The sequence below is a fragment of the Bacillus sp. JZ39 genome, from assembly GCF_053903145.1.
The window spans coordinates 1,431,907-1,452,115 of the sequence record NZ_CP096389.1 but is presented as its reverse complement, the minus strand read 5'-3'; the positions used below and the strand labels follow the sequence as shown (position 1 = coordinate 1,452,115).

Sequence of the window (20,209 nt, the reverse complement as noted above, 5' to 3'; positions counted from 1 at the left end):
AGCAGTGTCAGGGGTGTTCGGCACTCAATGTTTCTCCCCGTGTTAAACGTTTACCACTAGTTAGGTTTATTGTTTCATTGGATTGTCCTATGCTTTGACAAATAAAAAACTTGGCGGGGGTAGCGCCAAGTTTTTTCGGATCTTGATCTGATAGAGGGGTTGGGGAACAGAGAGTAGCTTCTCTCTATAATTAAATGATAATGATTCTCAGTATCAATGTCAATCGTTTTTTGATATTTTTTTCATTTCATAAAAAAAACGGCCTTTCAGCCGTTAAATCAGTCCGTCCTGCTCATATAAATAAGAATAAGGCAAGTCTATAAATAAATACATTTGATCATCCATCGGATATGAAAACGTTCTGATCATTTCACCTGTTTCCAAATCACTGTACAGATCACTGAAAAAACCTTTTCTGAGATTTCTCATTCGCATAATGTTCTCCAGAAAATAAGGACGCCAGCTCCAGTTCTTTTCCGCATATTCCGGCTGATAAATCCATTCCCCATCCTGCTTAAACACATTTCCCGTCAGCTGATCGCCTTCTTCATCACACATGTAAATCCTGAAGCTGCAATCTGTCAGCTCTTCCGCCAGCTTTTTAATAAAGTCATCATCAGAAGACAGATTGTTTTTTCTCAAAGAGGTCACAGCCTGATGCACTCGTTTGTAAAACTGTTCAGAGTGCTCATAGACGGTTTCCAGTTTCTTTTTCTCATGTGTGATAAATTGGTGAAATTCAGTTTTTAGTCTATGTTTCAATACATCTCTCTCTAGAAACGTTTCAGATGGAGACACTAAGTAATAGCCCTGAAAATAGCGGCCTCCGTTTCTCCAGGCGTACTGAAGCTGGAAGTTCGCCTCAATGTCTTCATACAGCAGCGCCGCACCGATTTTTCTTGCTAATAAAGATATGCTGTACAGCACATGCTCATATGACGGTGACGGCTGTGACACTTTCAGCGCCTGCAAATCGATTTTTAACAGATCTGGTGAGAGCAGCGCGATTCTGTCCAAGTTGCTGCTTTCTTTTCCGATGTTGTCAACTGCGATTTTAATTCCGTATGTACGATAGTATGCAAGCATATGGTAGAGCTGCTCAATATCCCCTTCAAAATTGTGCTCTGTAATTTCAAGCACAAAACGGTGGAGTTCGATTCCCTTCGCTTCATATTCTTTCAGAAGCTCCAGAAAGCTTTCACCATGATCCAGCATCAGCAGATTGGCATCCTGATTCATAAAAATCAGCAGATCAGAATCCGCCTCTAAAAAGCGGTCAAGAGCCTGGCGGATAATTCTGTTATCAACCTCTAATTTATATTCTTCGGGTATCCCCGCATCTAAAAAGAAGGGCCCGAGACTTTGGATTTCTGAATCTGCCAAAATTCGTCCAAGCACCTCATATCCGACAACCTTCTGTTCCTCGGCACTGAAAATCGCCTGGTAATATGGAAGGACATCATCAATGTTCGTTAAAATATCAAGTGGATCCAACATGTTATCACCTGCTTCTCTATCTTTGTCTGATTATACCACATTGAATCCAAAGATTAATATTCTTTAAAACGGATAAGGATTCAGCCATTGCCCTCCGTCCATTGTGATACAATCCCCGTTTATATAGGATGCTTCATCAGAAAGCAAAAACGCTGCCAAAGCGGCGATTTCCTCCGGTGTGCCCAATCGGCCGAGCGGCACACTGTTCATCGTGCGGGCCATCGCTTTTTCCGATTCAAATAGCTTCTCCGCACCGCCTGTTCGTTCAATCGGTCCGGGGGCTATCGCGTTTGTACGAATGCCGTATTTGCTCCCCCATTCAACGGCCAGCGTTCTTGTCAATGACAATACCCCCGCTTTGGCTGCAGCGGAATGAACGACCCCCGCTCCCGCTCCCCAAGCGTACGTGGCTGCCATATTTAAAATGACACCCTGCTGCTTCTGGTCAATCCAATGCCTTGCCGCTGCTTGGCTGCAAAAAAATGTGCCGTTTAAAACAATCTCAATAACGGCTTTCCATCCATTGGGCGTTAGCTTTTCTGCCGGACAAATAAAGTTTCCGGCCGCGTTGTTAATCAGCGCGTCAAGCCGGCCAAAGGCTTTTATCGCTTCTTTAATCATGTCTGAAGCGGCGGAATCGGAACGGACATCCATTTGAAAACAAGCGACCTGTCCCTCAAAGGTCTGAATTTCTTTTTTTGTTTCCTCAAGTGCTTCATGGTTCCTCCCTGTCACCATAACGTGCCACCCTAATTCAGCCTGTTTTTTTGCCATTGCTTTTCCCATGCCGCTTGACCCGCCGGTAATAATTACCGCTTTTTTTTCCATGTTTATCCCTCCAATTGTGAATGAGTATTCATTCAATAATATTCTATCATTATATCCCTACCTCTGTCAGCACATGCTCATATGAGATTTTTGTCAGATACAGATGATATAATAGAAAAACTCTATTAAAGGTTGGTTTGAAATGAAAAAGATGTCCAGAAGACAATTTCTAAAAGGAATGTTCGGCGCTCTTGCTGCCGGGGCTTTAACGGCCGGCGGGGGATATGGCTATGCCAGGTATCTCGAGCCTCATATGATCGAGACAACCGAACACACAATAAAAAGCTCTCTCATCCCGCACGGATTTGACGGTTTTAAAATCGTGCAGTTCAGCGATGCACACTTGAGTGATTACTTTACTCTCGAAGATTTAAAAACTGTCATTCTTACAATTAATGAATCTAAACCTGATCTCATTGTTTTTACAGGTGATATTATCGATAATCCTGATACGTACCAGCACCACCAGGCAGTCATTCCATTATTGAGAAAGCTTAATGCTCCCTTCGGCAAGCTTTGTATTTACGGCAATCATGATCACGGAGGCTATGGAACTGCCGTTTACAAAAGCCTGATGACGGCCGGAGGTTTCACGGTATATCGCAATGGCTATCAAACATTGTCACTCGCAGATGGCAGCAAAATCGAAATTGCTTCGCTTGATGACTTAATGCTGGGAAACCCAGATTATGAAGGCACCCTTTCAAGGCTGAGCGACAGACTTTTTTCCATTCTTCTCGTCCATGAACCTGATGCGGCCTTGAAAACAACAGATTATCCCGTGAACCTTCAGCTTTCCGGCCATACACACGGCGGCCAGATTCAGCTGCCTTTTTACGGACCGATTATTACGCCTCCATATGGAAAAGTCTACACAGAGGGAATGTATCAAACGGGCAGCACTCATATTTACGTAAACCGAGGCCTCGGGATGACCAGGCTGCCTTTGCGGTTTCTGGCCAAGCCTGAAATCACTGTCTTCACCTTAAAAAGCACAAATTAATGTAGCAGGATGGGCTCCTCATCAATACTTATAAGTAAAAAAGGAGGATGAGGAAACTGCTTACGTACCAAGTGAAGCAAGGTGATACACTGAACAGCATCGCGGCTGATTTCAGAATCAGCACGGCTGCATTACTCCAGGCTAATCCGTCACTGCAGGCAGGGCTCACAGCGGGACAGTCCATAGTCATCCCCGGACTGCCGGACCCTTATACAATTCCGTATCATATCGCAGTCTCAATCGGAGCGAAGACCCTTACGCTGTTCCTAAATAATCGGGTAATGAAAACCTATCCCATCGCCGTTGGTAAAATACTAACGCAAACGCCTACTGGCGAGTTTTACATTATTAACCGCCAGCGCAATCCCGGCGGCCCATTTGGCGCTTATTGGCTGAGCCTTTCAAAGCAGCACTACGGAATACACGGGACGAATAATCCCGCTTCGATTGGTAAGGCTGTTTCTAAAGGCTGCATTCGCATGCATAACAAAGACGTGATTGAACTTGCTTCAATTGTGCCAAACGGAACAAGAGTCACGATTAACCGGTAATGTTTTCTTATTTGTTTCAAAAACAGGCGGTTTATAATATGATAAAGTGGGACCTTTAGGGTAAGGAGCGTTTTTATGGATATATTTAAAAATCGTAATTTTGTTCGTCTATTTTTCGCAGCACTCGCTTCTCAAATGGGCACGACAGTAGGCAACATGGCCTTTGCATTTTTTTTGCTGGACCGATTCAGCAGCCAGCCTTCATATACGACCTTGGCGGAGCTGATGTATTCTCTTCCGACCATATTTGTATTTCTGATCGTGGGAGTCGTCGCGGACCGGTTTGACAGAAAAAAGGTGGCAGAAAATTGTGATTGGATCAGAGCAGGCCTGACTGTCGTGCTTTTTTTCACTTTATTTACCGGCAATATCCCTCTTGTTTTTTGTATCTTATTTATCAGAAGCGCTGTAACAAAGTTTTTCTTTCCGGCAGAAAACAGTTTGGTACAAGCCATTCTGCCGAAGGAGCATTATGCGAAAGCGGCAGGGCTTAATCAGATGCTTTTTAGCATTTTTATGGTGTTTGGAGTCGGTATAGGCGCGTTTATGTACAACACCATCGGTATTGAAGGCGCCATTATTCTTGATTTTGTCAGCTTTATCATTTCCGGGCTGCTGATCCGCAGCTGCCGGATTCCAAAAGAAGCCCGACAGCCAAACGGTGCATTCAGCTGGAGAAAGACTTCTGTTAAGGATTCAATAAATGACTTTAGAGAAGGCATCCTCTATATTTTAAAAAACAAATTGCTGGCATCTCTTATTTTTGGCTTTTTCATTTTTGGATTTGTCAACGGAGGATTCGCTGTATTGCCGATGTTTACAATGAAATATGGATTGGCTCCTGACCGTTATGAGTGGCATACGTCTGTATTTACGATCGCACTCGGGTTTGGGCTTCTGGCAGGCAGCGTAATAGGCACGATCATCTCTAAAAAAGTGAAGCCGCACTTTTTAATGTCGATACCGATTTTCATTGCAGGTTTGCTGATCTTCGTCCTCGGCTACACCAATATTTTATGGGTGTATTACGCGGCAGCTTTTGCACTGGGAATGTGCATCGGACCGATCAACATTGCAATCGGAGGGTGGATGCCCAAAATTGTTCATCCAAAACTGATGGGACGTGTAAGCGGCATGCAAGACCCTTTTATGATGTTTGCACAGTCTTTGACACTTGGCTTAGTCGCACTGTTATTCCCTAAGTTTGTATCAAACATTGATTATCTTTATTACGGCATGGGTGTTATTATCCTGCTCGTTTTTATTTTTTATTTTATTGCACTGCCAAAATACAGTGCTCAGGCTGTGGAAGTGAATGTTCAGGAAGCATTTCAAGAACAGCCGAAAAAGAAGGCAAGATCTGTATAATGCAGGTTAAAAATGCGCTTTTTTTCTTAGAAAAAAGCGCATTTTTACATTCAATATTTGCATTTCAACTTTAAAAAAGTATAATCTAAACATATAGAAATTGATAAGAGCAAAGGAGAGAAATAATGGACGACCATGCATATACGAAAGATCTGCAGCCAACCGTAGAAAATCTTTCAAAAGCAGTTTACACTGTGAACCGCCATGCAAAAACCGCCCCCAACCCTAAATACCTATATCTGCTGAAAAAACGGGCTTTGCAAAAGCTTGTCAAAGAAGGTAAAGGAAAGAAAATAGGGCTTCATTTTTCAAAAAATCCAAGGTTCAGCCAACAGCAATCGGACGTGCTTATCTCAATCGGAGACTACTATTTTCACATGCCTCCAACTAAAGAAGACTTCGAACATCTTCCGCATTTAGGTACACTTAATCAATCGTACCGAAATCCTAAAGCTCAAATGTCTTTAACAAAAGCGAAACACCTTTTGCAAGAATATGTCGGCATGAAAGAAAAGCCGCTAGTGCCAAATCGCCAGCAGCCAGCTTACCATAAACCGGTCTTTAAAAAACTTGGCGAGAGTTACTTTTAAAATAAAAACAGCCGTGCCTCTTTCTGGCAACGGCTGTTTTTATTTATTCAATAACATACGTATCCACTTTTTTAATCAAATCACTGATCTCAGGCTTGCTGATTTGCTCATCTGCGCCTACAACTTCGCCGCGGTGACGCAGATCATCCGTAATTAACGATGAGAAAATCATAACCGGCACATCTGAGCTTTTCGGATTTTCCTTCAGCAGCTTTGTGAGCCTGTGTCCGTCCATTTTTGGCATTTCAATATCAGTGATGATCATATCAATCTGTTCTGATAAATCAGTTTCGTTTTCAGCAAGGTTCATAATGTATTCATATGCCTCTTTTCCATTTTCAAACGAAGCGATATTGTTGTACCCTGCTTCTTTTAATTCATCTTGCAAGAGGCGCATCAAAAGCGGTGAGTCCTCTACAATGATAAGCTTTTTATCAGTTCTTCTTTCATCGAAGCCCTCGGTATGCATATTATACGTGTCCACACCTGAATCTGATTCAATGTCATAAATAATTTTTTCATAGTCAGGCAAAAAGATCATCAGGTCTTCGAGCTTAATAATCCCGGTAAGGTGCCGCTCCATTCCTTGATTTAACGATGTCGGCTTTTCAATCGCTTCCCAGGATACTCTGTGAATTTGAGAAACAGAGCCGACATGAAAAACAATTTTCCGTTTATTAAATTCAGTCACGATATATTTCTCATCTTTTGATCCTTCAGGCTCTACTCCAAAAAATGAGAAGAGACTGATCACAGGGAGGATTTCTCCTCTGAGTTTAATCATTCCTTCTACATGCTGATGGGAGTGAGGCACTGATGTCACCTCGACAGGCTGAATAATTTCTCTTACCTTCATGACGTTAATTCCGAAAGCATTTTCACCCACGCCAAACTTCACAATTTCTAATTCATTTGTACCAGAATCCAATAAAATTTCGTATTGTTGTAACGACAATTCAATCCCTCGCTATTCGCATTCAGTATTGTACTGTATATATCGGCGTAATTTGTAAAAAGTGAATGGCAGCTCTTCAAAATCGAATTCCGAAGGCAACAAGCCGAGTTCCTCAAAAAAGAAACTTTTTTCCTAATAACCATTGACTTTCCAACTAACAGTGATAAAATAGTCAAGGATTTTTCCAAAGAAGGGTGTAAATAATGGGTACCTTAGTAATATTTAAAGAAAACGAAATGACTGTTTTAGAGGATATCAGTGAAGAAACTTACCTGAATATGAAGAAAGAATCAGCTGACCTTCGAGAAGAGCATCCTCCGTATCTGATTTGGCACGAAGACCTTCATTTTGATTATGGCTATTAATGAAATTGGCACATATAAACAATAATAGAACATGATACAATAAAGACAATCAAATCGCTGGTTGTCTTCTTTTTTTCTGAAAAGAAAGGTATGTTTAGAAAAAAGGCGCATACAATCGAAATATATCAGTTAAAAAGGTGACAAATGATCAGCTAGTGGTAAAATAGGATAAACTCATTATATTTGTTAAGGTGATGAATTATGGAACATTTGCTGAATCCGAAAGCAAGAGAGATCGAAATTTCAGGAATACGCAAATTCTCGAATCTTGTAGCCCAACACGAAGACGTCATTTCACTTACAATCGGCCAGCCTGATTTTTTCACACCGCATCATGTGAAAGCTGCCGCAAAAAAAGCCATTGATGAAAACGTGACGTCATATACTCCGAATGCCGGCTACCTGGAGCTGAGACAAGCTGTGCAGCTTTATATGAAGAAAAAAGCGGATTTCAACTATGATGCTGAATCTGAAATCATCATCACAACAGGCGCAAGCCAAGCCATTGATGCTGCATTCCGGACGATTTTATCTCCCGGTGATGAAGTCATTATGCCAGGGCCTATTTATCCGGGCTATGAACCTATTATCAATTTGTGCGGGGCCAAGCCTGTCATTGTTGATACTACATCACACGGCTTTAAGCTTACCGCCCGGCTGATTGAAGATGCTCTGACACCCAACACCAAGTGTGTCGTGCTTCCTTATCCGTCAAATCCTACCGGCGTGACTTTATCTGAAGAAGAACTGAAAAGCATCGCAGCCCTTTTAAAAGGCAGAAATGTCTTCGTATTGTCCGATGAAATATACAGTGAATTAACATATGACAGACCGCATTACTCCATCGCAAACCATTTGCGGGATCAAACAATTGTCATTAACGGCTTGTCAAAATCACACAGCATGACCGGTTGGAGAATTGGATTTTTATTTGCACCGAAAGACATTGCAAAGCACATTTTAAAGGTTCATCAATACAATGTGTCATGTGCCTCATCCATTTCTCAAAAAGCCGCGCTTGAAGCTGTCACAAACGGCTTTGACGACGCATTGATTATGAGAGAACAATACAAAAAACGTCTCGACTATGTTTATGACCGTCTTGTTTCCATGGGACTTGATGTAGTTAAACCGTCCGGTGCGTTTTATATCTTCCCTTCTATTAAATCATTTGGAATGACTTCATTTGATTTTAGTATGGCTCTTTTGGAAGACGCTGGTGTGGCACTCGTGCCGGGCAGCTCGTTCTCAACATATGGTGAAGGATATGTAAGATTGTCTTTTGCGTACTCGCTGGACACACTGAGAGAAGGCCTGGACCGTTTAGAATTATTTGTATTAAAAAAACGTGAAGCAATGAAGACGATAAACAACGGCGTTTAAGCCGTTGTTTTATTTTTTTGGAAATGAAATTTTAAACGCTGTGCCTTTTTCAGGATGGCTGTCCACATGTATAACTCCCTGATGGTTTTCAATGATATTAAATGTCACCATTAATCCAAGCCCCGTACCTTTTTCTTTTGTTGTTAGAAATGGCTCTCCAATCCGGTTTAGTACCTTTTCAGGTATACCTTCCCCTTCGTCTTTGACAGTAACATGAACAGAATGCTCATCTTCGGTTATGATAATGTCTACTGTTCCCCCATCAGGCATTGATTCAACTGCATTTTTGATTAAATTAATGAATACCTGCTTTAATTGGTTTTGATCCCCGTTTATATAAATGCTGTCTTTTTCATAACTTGTTCTGATAAAAATGCCATTTAAATTCGCCTGCGTTTCTAACAGGGCTGAAACCTCACCAATTAATTTTTTCAAGTTCAAATATTCTTTGACAGCATTTTGCTGAGGTTTCGCCAACATGAGCAGTTCACTGAGTATTAATTCGATACGGCTGAGTTCAGAAAACACAATATCAAAGTAATGTTCGTTTCCTTCCATTGTCGGTTTCATCAGCTGTAAAAATCCTTTGATCGCTGTAAGAGGGTTGCGGATCTCATGGGCGATTCCCGCCGCGAGCTGCCCTGCGATTGATAATTTTTCCGATTTCAGCATCAATTCTTCTGTTTGTTTTCTCTCTGAAATGTCCCGAAGAATGACCTGGACGGCCGCTTCACCAAAAAAGGTCGTCGGAATGCAGACCATCTCCGTATAAATGACCCTGTTCTGAAAGGTGAACCAGGATTGCTTGACAATTTCAGATTCTGTTTTTTGCTCGGCGATGTTTTGGATTCTCTCTTTTACATCCTCGTGATCGCAAGGATGCAGCTGATCGTATATGTTTTTGCCAATTAAGTCCTCATAAGTAGCCGCTTCAAACAGGGAAATTCCCGATTCATTCATAAACACCCATTTTCCATTGTGAATCACCGCAATGGTATCAATGGAATTTTGAATCAGCAGCTGATATCGTTCACGGCTTTTTTGCAGGATGGTTTGGAATTTTTTCCTTGAAGAGATATCGATCAGCAGCAGCAGCTCAGCCTGCTGGTTTTTGTAGACGGTCGGGGATGCTTTCACTTCTAAATGAACAGGTGTGCCATCAAGCCTTTTCCACGTCTGTTCAATCATTCCGACTTCCATTCCTTTTTGCATTCGTATAATCCTGTTTTTCACGATATCATGATATTCTTCTTCAATAAATTCATAGGACCATTTACCAATAATAGCATCCTTGCTTTTTGCTCCCAGCATTGAGAGCATCGCGCTGTTTACATAGACGATCTTGCCTTTGACACTGATGCATAGCGGACTCGGGAGATTTTCAACCAACCGTTCATAATCATCCGTTATATATGTAGTCGATTCCGGGCTTGCAGGTTCGATTTCATGTTTTTCGCAGTTTAGGGATTGATGGCCTGTTTCTTCTTCAAGAACCTTCATTTTCAAAATGATTTCCCGTTCTGTCCGCTCAGCTCTTGTCGTAACAATTTCTACCGCAGCCTCCACCCACACAATCGTATGATCTTTTTTAATAAAACGAAAGGTGCACGGCATCAGATGATGTTCATTATAAAAATAGCTTTCAACTAAAAATTGGTCTTCCTCATGCAGAAACGTTTTGAGGAATGATCCGATCATCTCTCCTTGGAGATAGCCCAAATGCAGTTTGGAGTTGGCAGATATATAAATGATGCGTCCATTAGAGGCCAAGACTGCATGAATATCGGTTTTTGTTTGAAGTGGTTTAACATGCTGCGTATCCTGTTCCACAGAATCCCTCCTTTGCATGATCATCGTGTTTCGACATATACAGATTGACTTTTACCTAGTATGATTCGCTAGAAAATGAGTATTCTCCTTCTATTCTTATGGTGAACGTCAATTTTTGAATAAAAGAAAGGGCACACAATCTTTTAGTTGTGCACCCTGTTTTTTATTTTTTACTGTGTTTTTTTTCGAGCTCTGCGTAGGCGTGGATAGCTCTTTTGGCAATGAGTTTGTTGATCGGGTCGTGGTCGTTCGCTACAGAAGGGACAACAACACTGAATGCCACTTTTGGATTTTTTGATGGATAATAGCCGACAAATGTTAGATTGTACGTGCTTTTTCCCCACCAATTACGATTTGTTCCGTAATAAAATGTTTGAGCAGTTCCAGTTTTTCCGGAAACATCCTCTGCAAACGTATTTCTAGCTGTTCCCGAAGTGGTAACTAGCTTCATTCCAGTCTTCACCTGCTGAATGTCACTTTCTGAGTTGTTAATTTTGTTGAGAATGTTTGGCTTTCTTTGTTCAATGGTCTTCCCAAGGCCTTCTTTTTTGCTGGGCTCATGAACACTTGTAACAATTCTTGGCTGAATGCGGTACCCCCCATTGGCAATTGATGAGATGTACTGAGCCATTTGAAGCGGTGTATATGTATCATATTGTCCAATGGCCAAGTCTAAAATTAACCCCCCTACCGCATCAGGTGTAGTTTGCATACCGGCTGATTCCTGCGGCAGATCGATACCTGTCTTTACTCCCAGGCCAAATTGGCTGTAGTAATTTCTCATTTTGTTTAAATCCTTCTGGTCAGCAGGAAGAGGTCCATGCGGCTTGTATGTGACACCGGCAATGTGCATGGCGACATTAAACATGTATACGTTTGAGCTTTTTTGCAATGCCGTTAATTCATTAATAGTTCCCATATTCATATACGACTTCTTAGGCTTATTACCGTTTCCTGCAAAATACAGTGGCATGTCAACAAAATATTTATAATGCGGGATCCCGTCCTGATAGCCGGCTAGTACGGTGGCCCCCTTTACTGCTGATCCCATTTCATATTGGGTGGTAAATGCCCCTATCGCATAATCTTCAATTTTGTTGGTTTTTAAATCTATCTTTTTGCCTGCCATCGATAAAATATCGCCGTTATTCGGGTCCATCATCACGGCAAAGGCTCTGTCAAGCATGTAATTTCCGCGTGCACGGCTGTTTCTTACTTCTTCTTCAATGATCTTTTCTACCTTTGCCTGAAGCTCCATGTCAAAAGCAAGCTGAAGATCGTATCCCCTGCTGCCTTTATCAATGGTTTTTTGGCTGACGACATTTCCTTTATTATCTTCTACGTATTCCACTTTTTCTTTATGCGAATTTAAATATTCTTCATATTGATACTCTAAATAACTTTTTCCCACCCTGTCATTATTCGCATAGCCTCTTGTTAAGTAGAAATCTTTCCGGTCGCTCAGCAGGCCCTGATCAGGTGTCGTGACGCCCCCGAAAACAGAATAAAGGGTTTTGTCATAAGGATATTTTCGTGTCCAATCGTTTACGATATCGATTCCCGGAAGTTCTTCTAAATGCTCAGAAACAATGGAAATTTCATCATATGTTAAGTCATTTTTTGGTCTTTGCGAGGAGTTTTTCTTCTCATCAAGCAGCGCTCCGTTTTTTCCATTGCTATTGCTCTTATTTGGATTCATTGCCTTTACGATTTGAGGTTCGTAAGCATTTCCGCTTGAAAACCTAGTATATATCGCAGCAGTTTCCATTTCTTCGTCATCTTGCTGAATAGCCTTTAATTCTTGATCCGGAACACGCTCTATTTGAAGCTTGTAAGCCTGGTCTCCTTTCAGATTGCTTTCTGATTCCTTAAGCAGAGCGGCGGCTTTTTTCGGATGAGCTGCGATCCAGTAATCACGAAGATCCCTTTCCTTCAAAAATTCGGTATCAATATGAATGAAAGAAGCAAGCCGCTTCGCTGTTTTGATTTTATCTTCTGTTTTTGTGCTAGATGTTGATACATACACAATTTCTGGAACGCTCTGGTTATCGACAGCAACTTTCTGATTTCTGTCGTACATCTTCCCGCGAGGCGCAGGATAGTAAGCTGTTTTTGCATTTGATTTCTCAGCGTCTTCTTCATGCTGTTCGCCTTCAACAATTTGAACAACCCCGAGCTTAAAAATTAATGCAGTGAATAGAACAAAGACAGCTAAGAAAAAAAGGTTCATTCTGATTGCTCTGTTTCCTTTGCTCTTTTTCTTTGGTTCACGTCCTATTTCAGTCACTTCTGGTTACCCCTCTCAAATCATTCAATATATTTACATATACTGAGATTAATTGTAACACCTTTGTAATAGTTGTTACAGCGAAAAGGAGTAAAAAAAGCTGTCAATATAAAAACACATTAAAATATAACTAACGGTTCAAAAAAAAGGAAGATATGTAACGGTACGATAAAATCATATATACCGCTGATTCCCTTATTCTTAGTGATTCAACGGATTTACTTTACGAAAATGACAATCTCTATTTGTCAAAGGAAAGTGCTGGAATCTTTATGACAAAAAAGCTATGTTATGATTTTTCTGTAGAAACAAACAACTCTAGGAGGTTACGAACTAATGAAGAAAGCATTTATTTTATCTGCTGCCGCTGCGGTTGGATTATTCACATTCGGGGGCGTACAGCAAGCATCAGCGAAAGAACTCTCCTGCCAGCCTGTGGTTACAGTAAAAACGGGGAACACAGTACAAAACATGTCACTTAACGATGCAGTGAAAAAACTGCATATTAACACAAATATCAAAACGTTAAACGCTGCAAACGAAAAAGAGATTAAGCAGTTTCTTCAAAAACATGCGAAGCAATCTAACGTGAAAGTTCAGGATGTTCAAAAGACAGAAACGGCAAAACCTGCACAAAAGACTACTGAAAAAGCAGCTGCTGATCAAAACACTGCTTCTAAAGCACCTGCAACTGCTGAAAAAACAAACACAACGACATCTGCACCTTCATCTGTAAGTGCATATGAGAAAAAAGTTGTTGAGCTTACAAATGCAGAAAGACAAAAACAAGGCTTAAAGCCGCTTCAAATTGATGAAACGTTAAGCAAATCTGCACGAGCAAAATCTCAGGATATGAAGGACAAAAACTACTTTGATCACCAAAGCCCAACATACGGCTCACCGTTTGATATGATGAAATCTTTCGGAATCAGCTACAAAACAGCAGGTGAAAACATTGCGAAGGGCCAAAAGACACCAGAAGAAGTAGTAAAAGCTTGGATGAACAGTGAAGGACACAGAAAAAACATTCTAAACCCTAACTTTACTCACATCGGTGTTGGCTACGTTGAGTCTGGAAGCATCTGGACACAACAATTCATCGGAAAATAATCCTGTACGATACAGGTAATCTTCAGCTTGTAGAGAAAACCATGTTTTTTCTACAAGCTTTTTTTGTATTCATCTAAATGTATGGAGAAACAGAAAAAAGCTGCCAGACCCCCAGCCAAGCAAGGTCAAGTTACGGCAGTCTTCTTCATCCGGCTGCGAAGGGAACATATTCACTACAATCCGTTTTTCTTTCACCTTCAATAGCAAAGCTGCTGCAACAGATTTATGCCATTGATAGATTTGACTTTTTATAATAAAGGAGAAATGTTTGGGTCAGGTTGAGCAACATAGGTTTCGCATGAGATGCAAAGGATCCTCTTTTCCTTTATTTAGTTAATTTTAATTTCCCTATTTTGTTACATTCTAATGCAAACCATACTGTGCCATCATTATCGCATCCTATTCCATGAGGCTCAGCATGAGGTGTGTTGATTGTATATTCTTCAATTGTTTGATCACTTGTCAGCCTTCCGATTTTATTTCCCCCCCATTCGGTAAACCATAAATCAGATCTTACACCTGCAGCGATAGCGTGAGGCCGTGCATTTGGTGTAGGGATATCATATTCAGTTATGTCACCGGAAACCGTAATCTTACCTATCTTATTACCCACTATCTCTACAAACCAAAGTGCATCATCATGCCCTTTTGTAATGCCTACCGGTCCTGCTGCTGGTGTAGGAATCGGAAACTCCGTTAACTCACCTGATTCAGTTATTTTACCGATAGCATTATTCTGGTTTTCAGTGAACCAAAGTGAGTGATCTGAACCCAACGTAATAAAAGAAGGGTACGATCCTTCATTAGGCAGTTCGTATTCATGAATTTTGCCCTCTAATGTCAATTTACCTATACGATTTCCATTCATCTCAGTAAACCAGATATCTCCGTCTGGACCTTCCGTAATCCCATATGGGGCTGAATGTTGATGCGGCAATGGATATTCTATAAATTGCCGTTTTGCTGTCAGTTTCCCTATCTTATTAGCCCTATTTTCTGTAAACCAAATATCACCTTCTGAAGACACCGTTAAACACATGACTCCAGCATCAGGTGTCGGAACAATATACTCTTGCATTTGGCCCATCTTATCAAGACAGCTGATCTTGTTAGCTTTATGTTGAGTAAACCATACCTTTCCTTCGGGTGAAATGGCTATCCCGTATGGACCAGAATCAGAATGTAAAATATTTATTTCTTGCTGTTCAAGCTTCATATCAATACCCCCATCAATAATAATCTACAAAAAAAGCCTCCTATACTCACTTTTCTGAGATAGGAGGCAATGCTAAATCGACTTCACTCCAAAACCGCTTTAGTAATAAGAATATTCCCCCATAATCCTATCTCAGAGAATAAATCAATAAACAAAACAAATAAGCATTTAGATCATCAGAAAAATAGTCACTGATGTTGAATGTATAGGTTAAGCTATTGATTCTTTCTTAAAGCTAGAATTATAGAATCATGTTCTTATTTTCACCCTTCCGTTTTGTCAATTAATTAAAACAAGTGGTATTTTTCTCTTTTACGCACTTATAGTCCAAAAAAAGGCTATCGAGATTTTCACGACAGCCTGATGGTTGCCTGCAGGATACAAGCAGTCCTTTTATTTCACCCAAAGCTTATATATACTCTGTGTTCCGCTGTTTTCTTCACCTTGAGCAGCTAGCTTGTCATATAAGGATTTTGCGAGCGACAAGCCTGGCATTTCTTCCCCCATTAATTCTGCTTCCTCTAGTGCAATTCCCATATCCTTAATAAAATGCTTCACATAAAATCCCGGTTCAAAGTTGCCTTGAAGCATACGGGGAGCAAGATTTGACAATGACCAGCTTCCGGCTGCGCCCGTTGTGATGCTTTTCAGAACATTTTCTGGCTCTAGGCCTGATTTTTGGGCATAAGCCATCGCTTCAGCAACACCGATCATACCGGCTGCAATTGCAATCTGATTGCACATCTTGGTATGCTGTCCGCTTCCAGCCGGTCCTTGATACTGAATATTCTCTCCCATTAAAGAGAAAATCGGCATGCAGGCTTCAAAAGCTTCTTTTTCTCCACCGACCATAATCGCGAGTGTTCCGTTTTGTGCACCGACGTCTCCACCGGAAACAGGAGCGTCTAAAGCGAACAATGCTTTTTCTTTGGCCGCTTCAGCAATCTTCTTCGCAAGCGAAGGCTTAGATGTCGTCATATCAATAAGATATGCGCCTTCTTTTGCGTTTTCAATAATTCCATTGCTTCCGAAATACACTTCTTCAACATCATTGGGATAGCCGACCATTGTAATGATGACATCCGCTTCTTTCGAAAGATCTTTGACCGTATCTTTCCAGATCGCGCCTTTTTGAAGTATGCTTTCTGCTTTTTCTTTTGTCCGGGTGTACACCAAAACAGGGTGGCCGTCATTCAGAATATGTGATGCCATGCTCTTTCCCATCACTCCAAGACCGATAAAACCAATTGTTTTTTTCAAGGTCATTCCTCCCAGATGTTTCGTTTTGATTTTAGTTAAAATTTATCATTTTCCCTTCATTTTTTAGACTACCATATCTATTCATCTTATAAAATAAAAAATCCCCAAAACAAATGATGTTTGGGGATGTAATTGGATTACAATGTGAATTTTGCAATTGTGTTCATAAGCTCTTGGCTTGCATGCTTTAGTGTTTCCGTTGAGTGTTTGACTTTATCAAGGGTGACAAGCTGTTCATCGGTTGATGCGTTCACTTCCTCTGCTGCGGCAGCTGATTCCTGTGATATGGCTGAAATGCTTTGAATAGCTTCAGAAATCGCAAGCTGTTCTTCACTCATTCTTTGAATTTCCGCGTAAATGTGATCAATACCTTGTACCAGTGACTGCATTTCTGCAGTTATCGTATTTAATACCTCTCCAGTTTCGTGAATGGCACTGTTTTGTTCATCATTCATTCTGCTTGCCTCAACCATCGCGTGAGAGGCCTCTTTTGTCTCAAGCTGGATAAGCTTCACAGTCTCGCTGATATGCTTTGTAGAAAGGGCTGATTGCTCAGCTAACTTTCGCACTTCATCGGCTACGACGGCAAAACCGCGCCCGCTTTCTCCGGCTCTGGCTGCCTCAATACTGGCATTTAAGGCAAGCAAGTTGGTTTGATCAGATATGTTTGAAATCGCTGTAACGACTTCTTCAATATTCTTAGTTTGATTTTCCAAATCCAGCAGCATCGTTTCAACCTTTTTCGTCTCCATATTGGCTTCGTTTGATTTCATCAGCAGCTGGCCGAGCGCGTCAAGTCCTTTATAGCTTGCATCCTCGGACGATTTTGAGCGTTCTTTAATTCCGCCTGCCTCCTCAGCGATTTGCCTGATTTTCGTTGACAGGCTTTCCGATTTTTCATTAATGGTTTCAACTTCAGAAGCCTGTTCCGATGCCCCTGCGGCTACTTCTTCAATCGCTTTTGCAATTTGTCCGCTTGTTTCATTAGTTTCGGCAGAGACAGCCGTTAGTTGTTCAGAGGTGTCAGATACTTTCCCTGAAGAGAGTCTCACTTGCTCAACCATTTCCTTCATATTTTCAACCATCAGATTGAAATCTCTTGTTAAAATACCGACTTCATCCTTAGATTTTGATTCCGCGCGCACTGTTAAATCGCCTGCGGAAACAGCTTTCGTTTTTGCGATCAGCTGCTGTATCGGACCGGTTATCGTTTTGGCCAGGAAGTAGCTGAGAATAATTGTTGTGATAAGCGCAATCAATGATATCCAAAGATTTGCCCGATTCATTTTATCTGAAATCCACATTAATTGATCGGTATCAAATTGCGTTCCGACCTTCCAGCCTGTCTCTCCAATCGTTTGGTACACAACCATTTTCCCATTCACATCTTGTATCCCTTTTTTCTCGGATGTGATGGTTTGCAGTGTTTGATCCTTTGATATATTTTTTCCTTGATTTGACGGATGGGCTAAAAGATTGCCGCTCGCATCAGCTAAAAAGGCAAATCCTTTGTAAGGCACCTTTTGTTTATTGACCATACTCTGGATAGCAGAGAGTTTCAAGTCATAGCTGGCAACCCCTATCACTTTTTGCCCGTCTAAGATCGCTTTCGATGCAGTAACAATCATGTCTCCTGTCACGACATCTTTATAAGGTTCCGTCCAAACAACTTGATCCGGGGTTTCAGCTGCAAGCTTATACCATGGTCTTGATGCTGGATCGTAATCCTCAGCGAAATCCGCTTTTGGATATGTAAACATTTCTTTTTTTGCGGTGCCTATGTAAGCCATCGCAACATAATCATCGTTGTCTTTGATTTGCTTAATGTCATCGTGAAACAGCCGAGCAGCTTCTTTACTTGGTTTCTTTACAAATGTATGCGTTAATTCCCCATTAGCCAATCTTGATAACGAAATGGCATAACTCTTTAATTGCAATTCAATATTTTGTTCAAGTGACTGCGTCACGTTTTGAGTTGTATTTTTCCCATCCTCTGTAATCATCGGTTTTAGCGTCAAATAAGAAGACAGCATTAATAGAACAACTGTGACGATTAACATAATCGAAACAAAAACAGCAATCTTCATGTGAAGTTTTTTAAACAAACCAATCCCCTCCTAATTTCTATATCGGCCCTTTCGTTTGAAAAATGAATAATCAAAAAATAAATTATAAGAAAATCAGAATATATTTACTGAAAATTCAATTTTCGTTATAATGAAACAACATAAGGAGAGTGATGATCATACTAAAACAAATGTATGTGCACGACGGCAGAAAATTTGAGGCTCTGACCATCAGAAACTACACTGAGACTGACATCGAGAGGCTGATTTCTCTTCAAAAAGAATGTTTTCCTCCTCCGTTTCCCCAGGAATTGCTGTGGTCAGAGGACCAGCTTGCCAGCCATATCAAAACCTTTCCAGAAGGCGCTTTATGCGCGCTCATCAATGGCAGAATTATCGGTTCCATGACTGCTCTTATTGTACAATTTGAGCCTGAATCTCCTGACCATACATGGGCACAAGCAACAGACAACGGATCGATTAAAAACCATGAACCTTATGGAAATACTTTATATGTAGTGGATATTTCTGTTTCTCCTCATTATCGAAAGCTTGGAATCGGAAAATGGCTGATGAATACGATGTATGAGCTGACTGTTGATAAGAGACTGGAGCGCCTTCTCGGCGGCGGCCGCATTCCTTTATATCATAAATACGCACACGAGATCAGTGCTGTTCAGTACGTTGAAGATGTGATGGAAGGCAGGAAAAACGACCCTGTGCTGTCCTTTCTCCTCCGTTGCGGGCGTTCACCTATTCGTGTAGTAAGCAATTATGTAGAGGATAAAGAATCATTGAATTACGGCGTTTTGATGGAATGGAAAAATCCTTTTTATAAAAAGAGAGCTGTTGATCACAACAGCCCGTTTAAGTGAAATATTCAATTTTCGCGTTAGGGAAAAAGGTATCAATATAGGATTCAAGTGCTTCTCGAAGTGCATGCTCTTCATCTTTCTGATAAATATATTTTCCGATCCCGTAGCGTCCCCATTTATAACGGCGCTTTTCTTCATCTAATTCGAGCTTCGTCTTCGGATAATTTTTCTCTATCACTCGTTTGGCCGGTTTTGTAAAACGGTGTTGAATTAATTCAAACGTTATGTCATGCCTAACGTCCTGCGGCAAAGCAGCATCAAGCTTTTCAAACAGATGTCTGTATCCTTCTTCCCAGCCTTCATGAATATAAATCGGAGCAACAATAAAGCCTAGCGGGTAGCCTGCTTTTGCAACTTTTACTGCCGCCTCTATCCGCTTATCAAGAGGTGAAGTTCCCGGCTCAAAGTTTTTAATCACATAGTCGGCATTAATACTGAATCTGAATCTCGTTTTCCCGTTATGCTTTGCGTCTAATAGGTGATCGACATGATGAAATTTCGTTACAAATCGGAGCTTTCCGAGATCACTTTGGCCAAAATGTTCAATGGCGCGCTTCAGCGTGTGTGTCAGATGATCAATTCCTACAATGTCTGACGTACATGATGCTTCGAACCTTGTGAACTCTGGTGCGCGCTCCTTCATATACTTATCTGCCTGATCCAAAATCTCTTCGACGTTTACATAAGTTCTGATATACGGCTTTGATCCCATGGTTGTTTGCAGGTAGCAGTAATGACAATGCCCCATGCAGCCTGTTGCAAACGGAATAGCATACTCAGCCGAGGGTTTGGATGAATCAAACTTTAATGTTTTCCGGACACCGATAACTAAAGTTGATTTCGCATTGCGATATTGCTGAAGATGATTTTTCCCAGGAATATTACGCACCTGATTGTGGGATGTTGTTTCTCTGATTTCAATGCCCATATTCTCAAATTTTTCTTGTAATTCTTGGCCTAGCGGATATTCCAGCGCCCTCGGTTCTATATATACAAGCTGCGGAACAAATGGGTTCTGCATGATG

Annotated in this window: 17 protein-coding genes; 8 read left to right on the top strand and 9 right to left on the bottom strand. The window is 41.1% G+C overall.

From position 1 onward, the window contains the following. Positions 1–273: 273 nt before the first annotated feature. Entirely contained in the window at positions 274–1,497 is a 1,224-nt protein-coding gene (locus M1D65_RS07605; protein WP_021479390.1) for an EAL domain-containing protein, read from the bottom strand. 63 nt (positions 1,498–1,560) lie between these two features. Then, entirely contained in the window at positions 1,561–2,325 is a 765-nt protein-coding gene (gene fadH, locus M1D65_RS07600; RefSeq protein ID WP_015383534.1) for a 2,4-dienoyl-CoA reductase, read from the bottom strand. A gap of 142 nt (positions 2,326–2,467) precedes the next feature. On the opposite strand from fadH, the gene M1D65_RS07595 reads away from it, so the two are divergent. From M1D65_RS07595 to M1D65_RS07580, 4 genes are all read left to right on the top strand, one after another. Next, the gene (locus M1D65_RS07595) at positions 2,468–3,328 is read left to right on the top strand and encodes a metallophosphoesterase (RefSeq protein WP_003232400.1); all 861 of its coding nucleotides are present in this window, start codon (positions 2,468–2,470) and stop codon (positions 3,326–3,328) included. 56 nt (positions 3,329–3,384) lie between these two features. Continuing rightward, a complete protein-coding gene (locus tag M1D65_RS07590) occupies positions 3,385–3,879 on the top strand; it encodes a L,D-transpeptidase family protein (protein WP_072174092.1) in 495 nt (164 codons plus the stop codon). A 75-nt stretch (positions 3,880–3,954) separates the two neighbouring features. Then, positions 3,955–5,247 (top strand): MFS transporter, encoded by a 1,293-nt coding sequence (locus M1D65_RS07585; RefSeq protein WP_014479656.1) that lies wholly within the window; start codon positions 3,955–3,957, stop codon positions 5,245–5,247. Positions 5,248–5,372: 125 nt separating this feature from the next. Beyond that, the gene (locus tag M1D65_RS07580; RefSeq protein ID WP_003232406.1) at positions 5,373–5,837 is read left to right on the top strand and encodes a YkyB family protein; all 465 of its coding nucleotides are present in this window, start codon (positions 5,373–5,375) and stop codon (positions 5,835–5,837) included. A gap of 43 nt (positions 5,838–5,880) precedes the next feature. Here M1D65_RS07580 and cheV read toward each other — a convergent pair whose 3' ends face one another. Then, a complete protein-coding gene (cheV, locus tag M1D65_RS07575; RefSeq protein WP_014476655.1) occupies positions 5,881–6,792 on the bottom strand; it encodes a chemotaxis protein CheV in 912 nt (303 codons plus the stop codon). A 203-nt stretch (positions 6,793–6,995) separates the two neighbouring features. On the opposite strand from cheV, the gene M1D65_RS07570 reads away from it, so the two are divergent. Next, positions 6,996–7,157 carry a hypothetical protein gene (locus M1D65_RS07570; protein WP_014476654.1) on the top strand — a complete coding sequence of 54 codons (162 nt, stop codon included), beginning with the start codon at positions 6,996–6,998 and terminating at the stop codon, positions 7,155–7,157. A gap of 201 nt (positions 7,158–7,358) precedes the next feature. Next, complete coding sequence (locus tag M1D65_RS07565; protein ID WP_064671329.1) at positions 7,359–8,540, top strand: aminotransferase A; 1,182 nt, start codon at positions 7,359–7,361, stop codon at positions 8,538–8,540. A 9-nt stretch (positions 8,541–8,549) separates the two neighbouring features. Here M1D65_RS07565 and kinA read toward each other — a convergent pair whose 3' ends face one another. Beyond that, positions 8,550–10,370, bottom strand: coding sequence for a sporulation histidine kinase KinA (kinA, locus tag M1D65_RS07560; RefSeq protein WP_015252197.1), 1,821 nt, complete (start codon positions 10,368–10,370; stop codon positions 8,550–8,552). Between the two features lie 163 nt (positions 10,371–10,533). Then, a complete protein-coding gene (locus M1D65_RS07555) occupies positions 10,534–12,657 on the bottom strand; it encodes a peptidoglycan D,D-transpeptidase FtsI family protein (protein ID WP_064671328.1) in 2,124 nt (707 codons plus the stop codon). Between the two features lie 336 nt (positions 12,658–12,993). On the opposite strand from M1D65_RS07555, the gene M1D65_RS07550 reads away from it, so the two are divergent. Beyond that, positions 12,994–13,767, top strand: coding sequence for a CAP domain-containing protein (locus M1D65_RS07550; RefSeq protein ID WP_003232419.1), 774 nt, complete (start codon positions 12,994–12,996; stop codon positions 13,765–13,767). A 325-nt stretch (positions 13,768–14,092) separates the two neighbouring features. Here M1D65_RS07550 and M1D65_RS07545 read toward each other — a convergent pair whose 3' ends face one another. The 3 genes from M1D65_RS07545 to mcpC form a co-directional block, all read right to left on the bottom strand. After that, positions 14,093–14,983 carry a Vgb family protein gene (locus M1D65_RS07545; RefSeq protein WP_064671327.1) on the bottom strand — a complete coding sequence of 297 codons (891 nt, stop codon included), beginning with the start codon at positions 14,981–14,983 and terminating at the stop codon, positions 14,093–14,095. A 393-nt stretch (positions 14,984–15,376) separates the two neighbouring features. After that, complete coding sequence (locus tag M1D65_RS07540) at positions 15,377–16,243, bottom strand: NAD(P)-dependent oxidoreductase (RefSeq protein ID WP_032725599.1); 867 nt, start codon at positions 16,241–16,243, stop codon at positions 15,377–15,379. A gap of 137 nt (positions 16,244–16,380) precedes the next feature. Then, complete coding sequence (gene mcpC, locus M1D65_RS07535; protein WP_064671325.1) at positions 16,381–18,348, bottom strand: methyl-accepting chemotaxis protein McpC; 1,968 nt, start codon at positions 18,346–18,348, stop codon at positions 16,381–16,383. Positions 18,349–18,482: 134 nt separating this feature from the next. Here mcpC and M1D65_RS07530 point away from each other — a divergent pair, with 134 nt between their 5' ends. Further along, a complete protein-coding gene (locus M1D65_RS07530) occupies positions 18,483–19,184 on the top strand; it encodes a GNAT family N-acetyltransferase (RefSeq protein WP_064671324.1) in 702 nt (233 codons plus the stop codon). Here the strand turns inward: M1D65_RS07530 and splB are convergent. After that, positions 19,177–20,205 carry a spore photoproduct lyase gene (gene splB / locus M1D65_RS07525; protein ID WP_003232425.1) on the bottom strand — a complete coding sequence of 343 codons (1,029 nt, stop codon included), beginning with the start codon at positions 20,203–20,205 and terminating at the stop codon, positions 19,177–19,179. The two genes, M1D65_RS07530 and splB, sit on opposite strands and share 8 nt — an antisense overlap. Between the last annotated feature and the right edge of the window lie 4 nt (positions 20,206–20,209).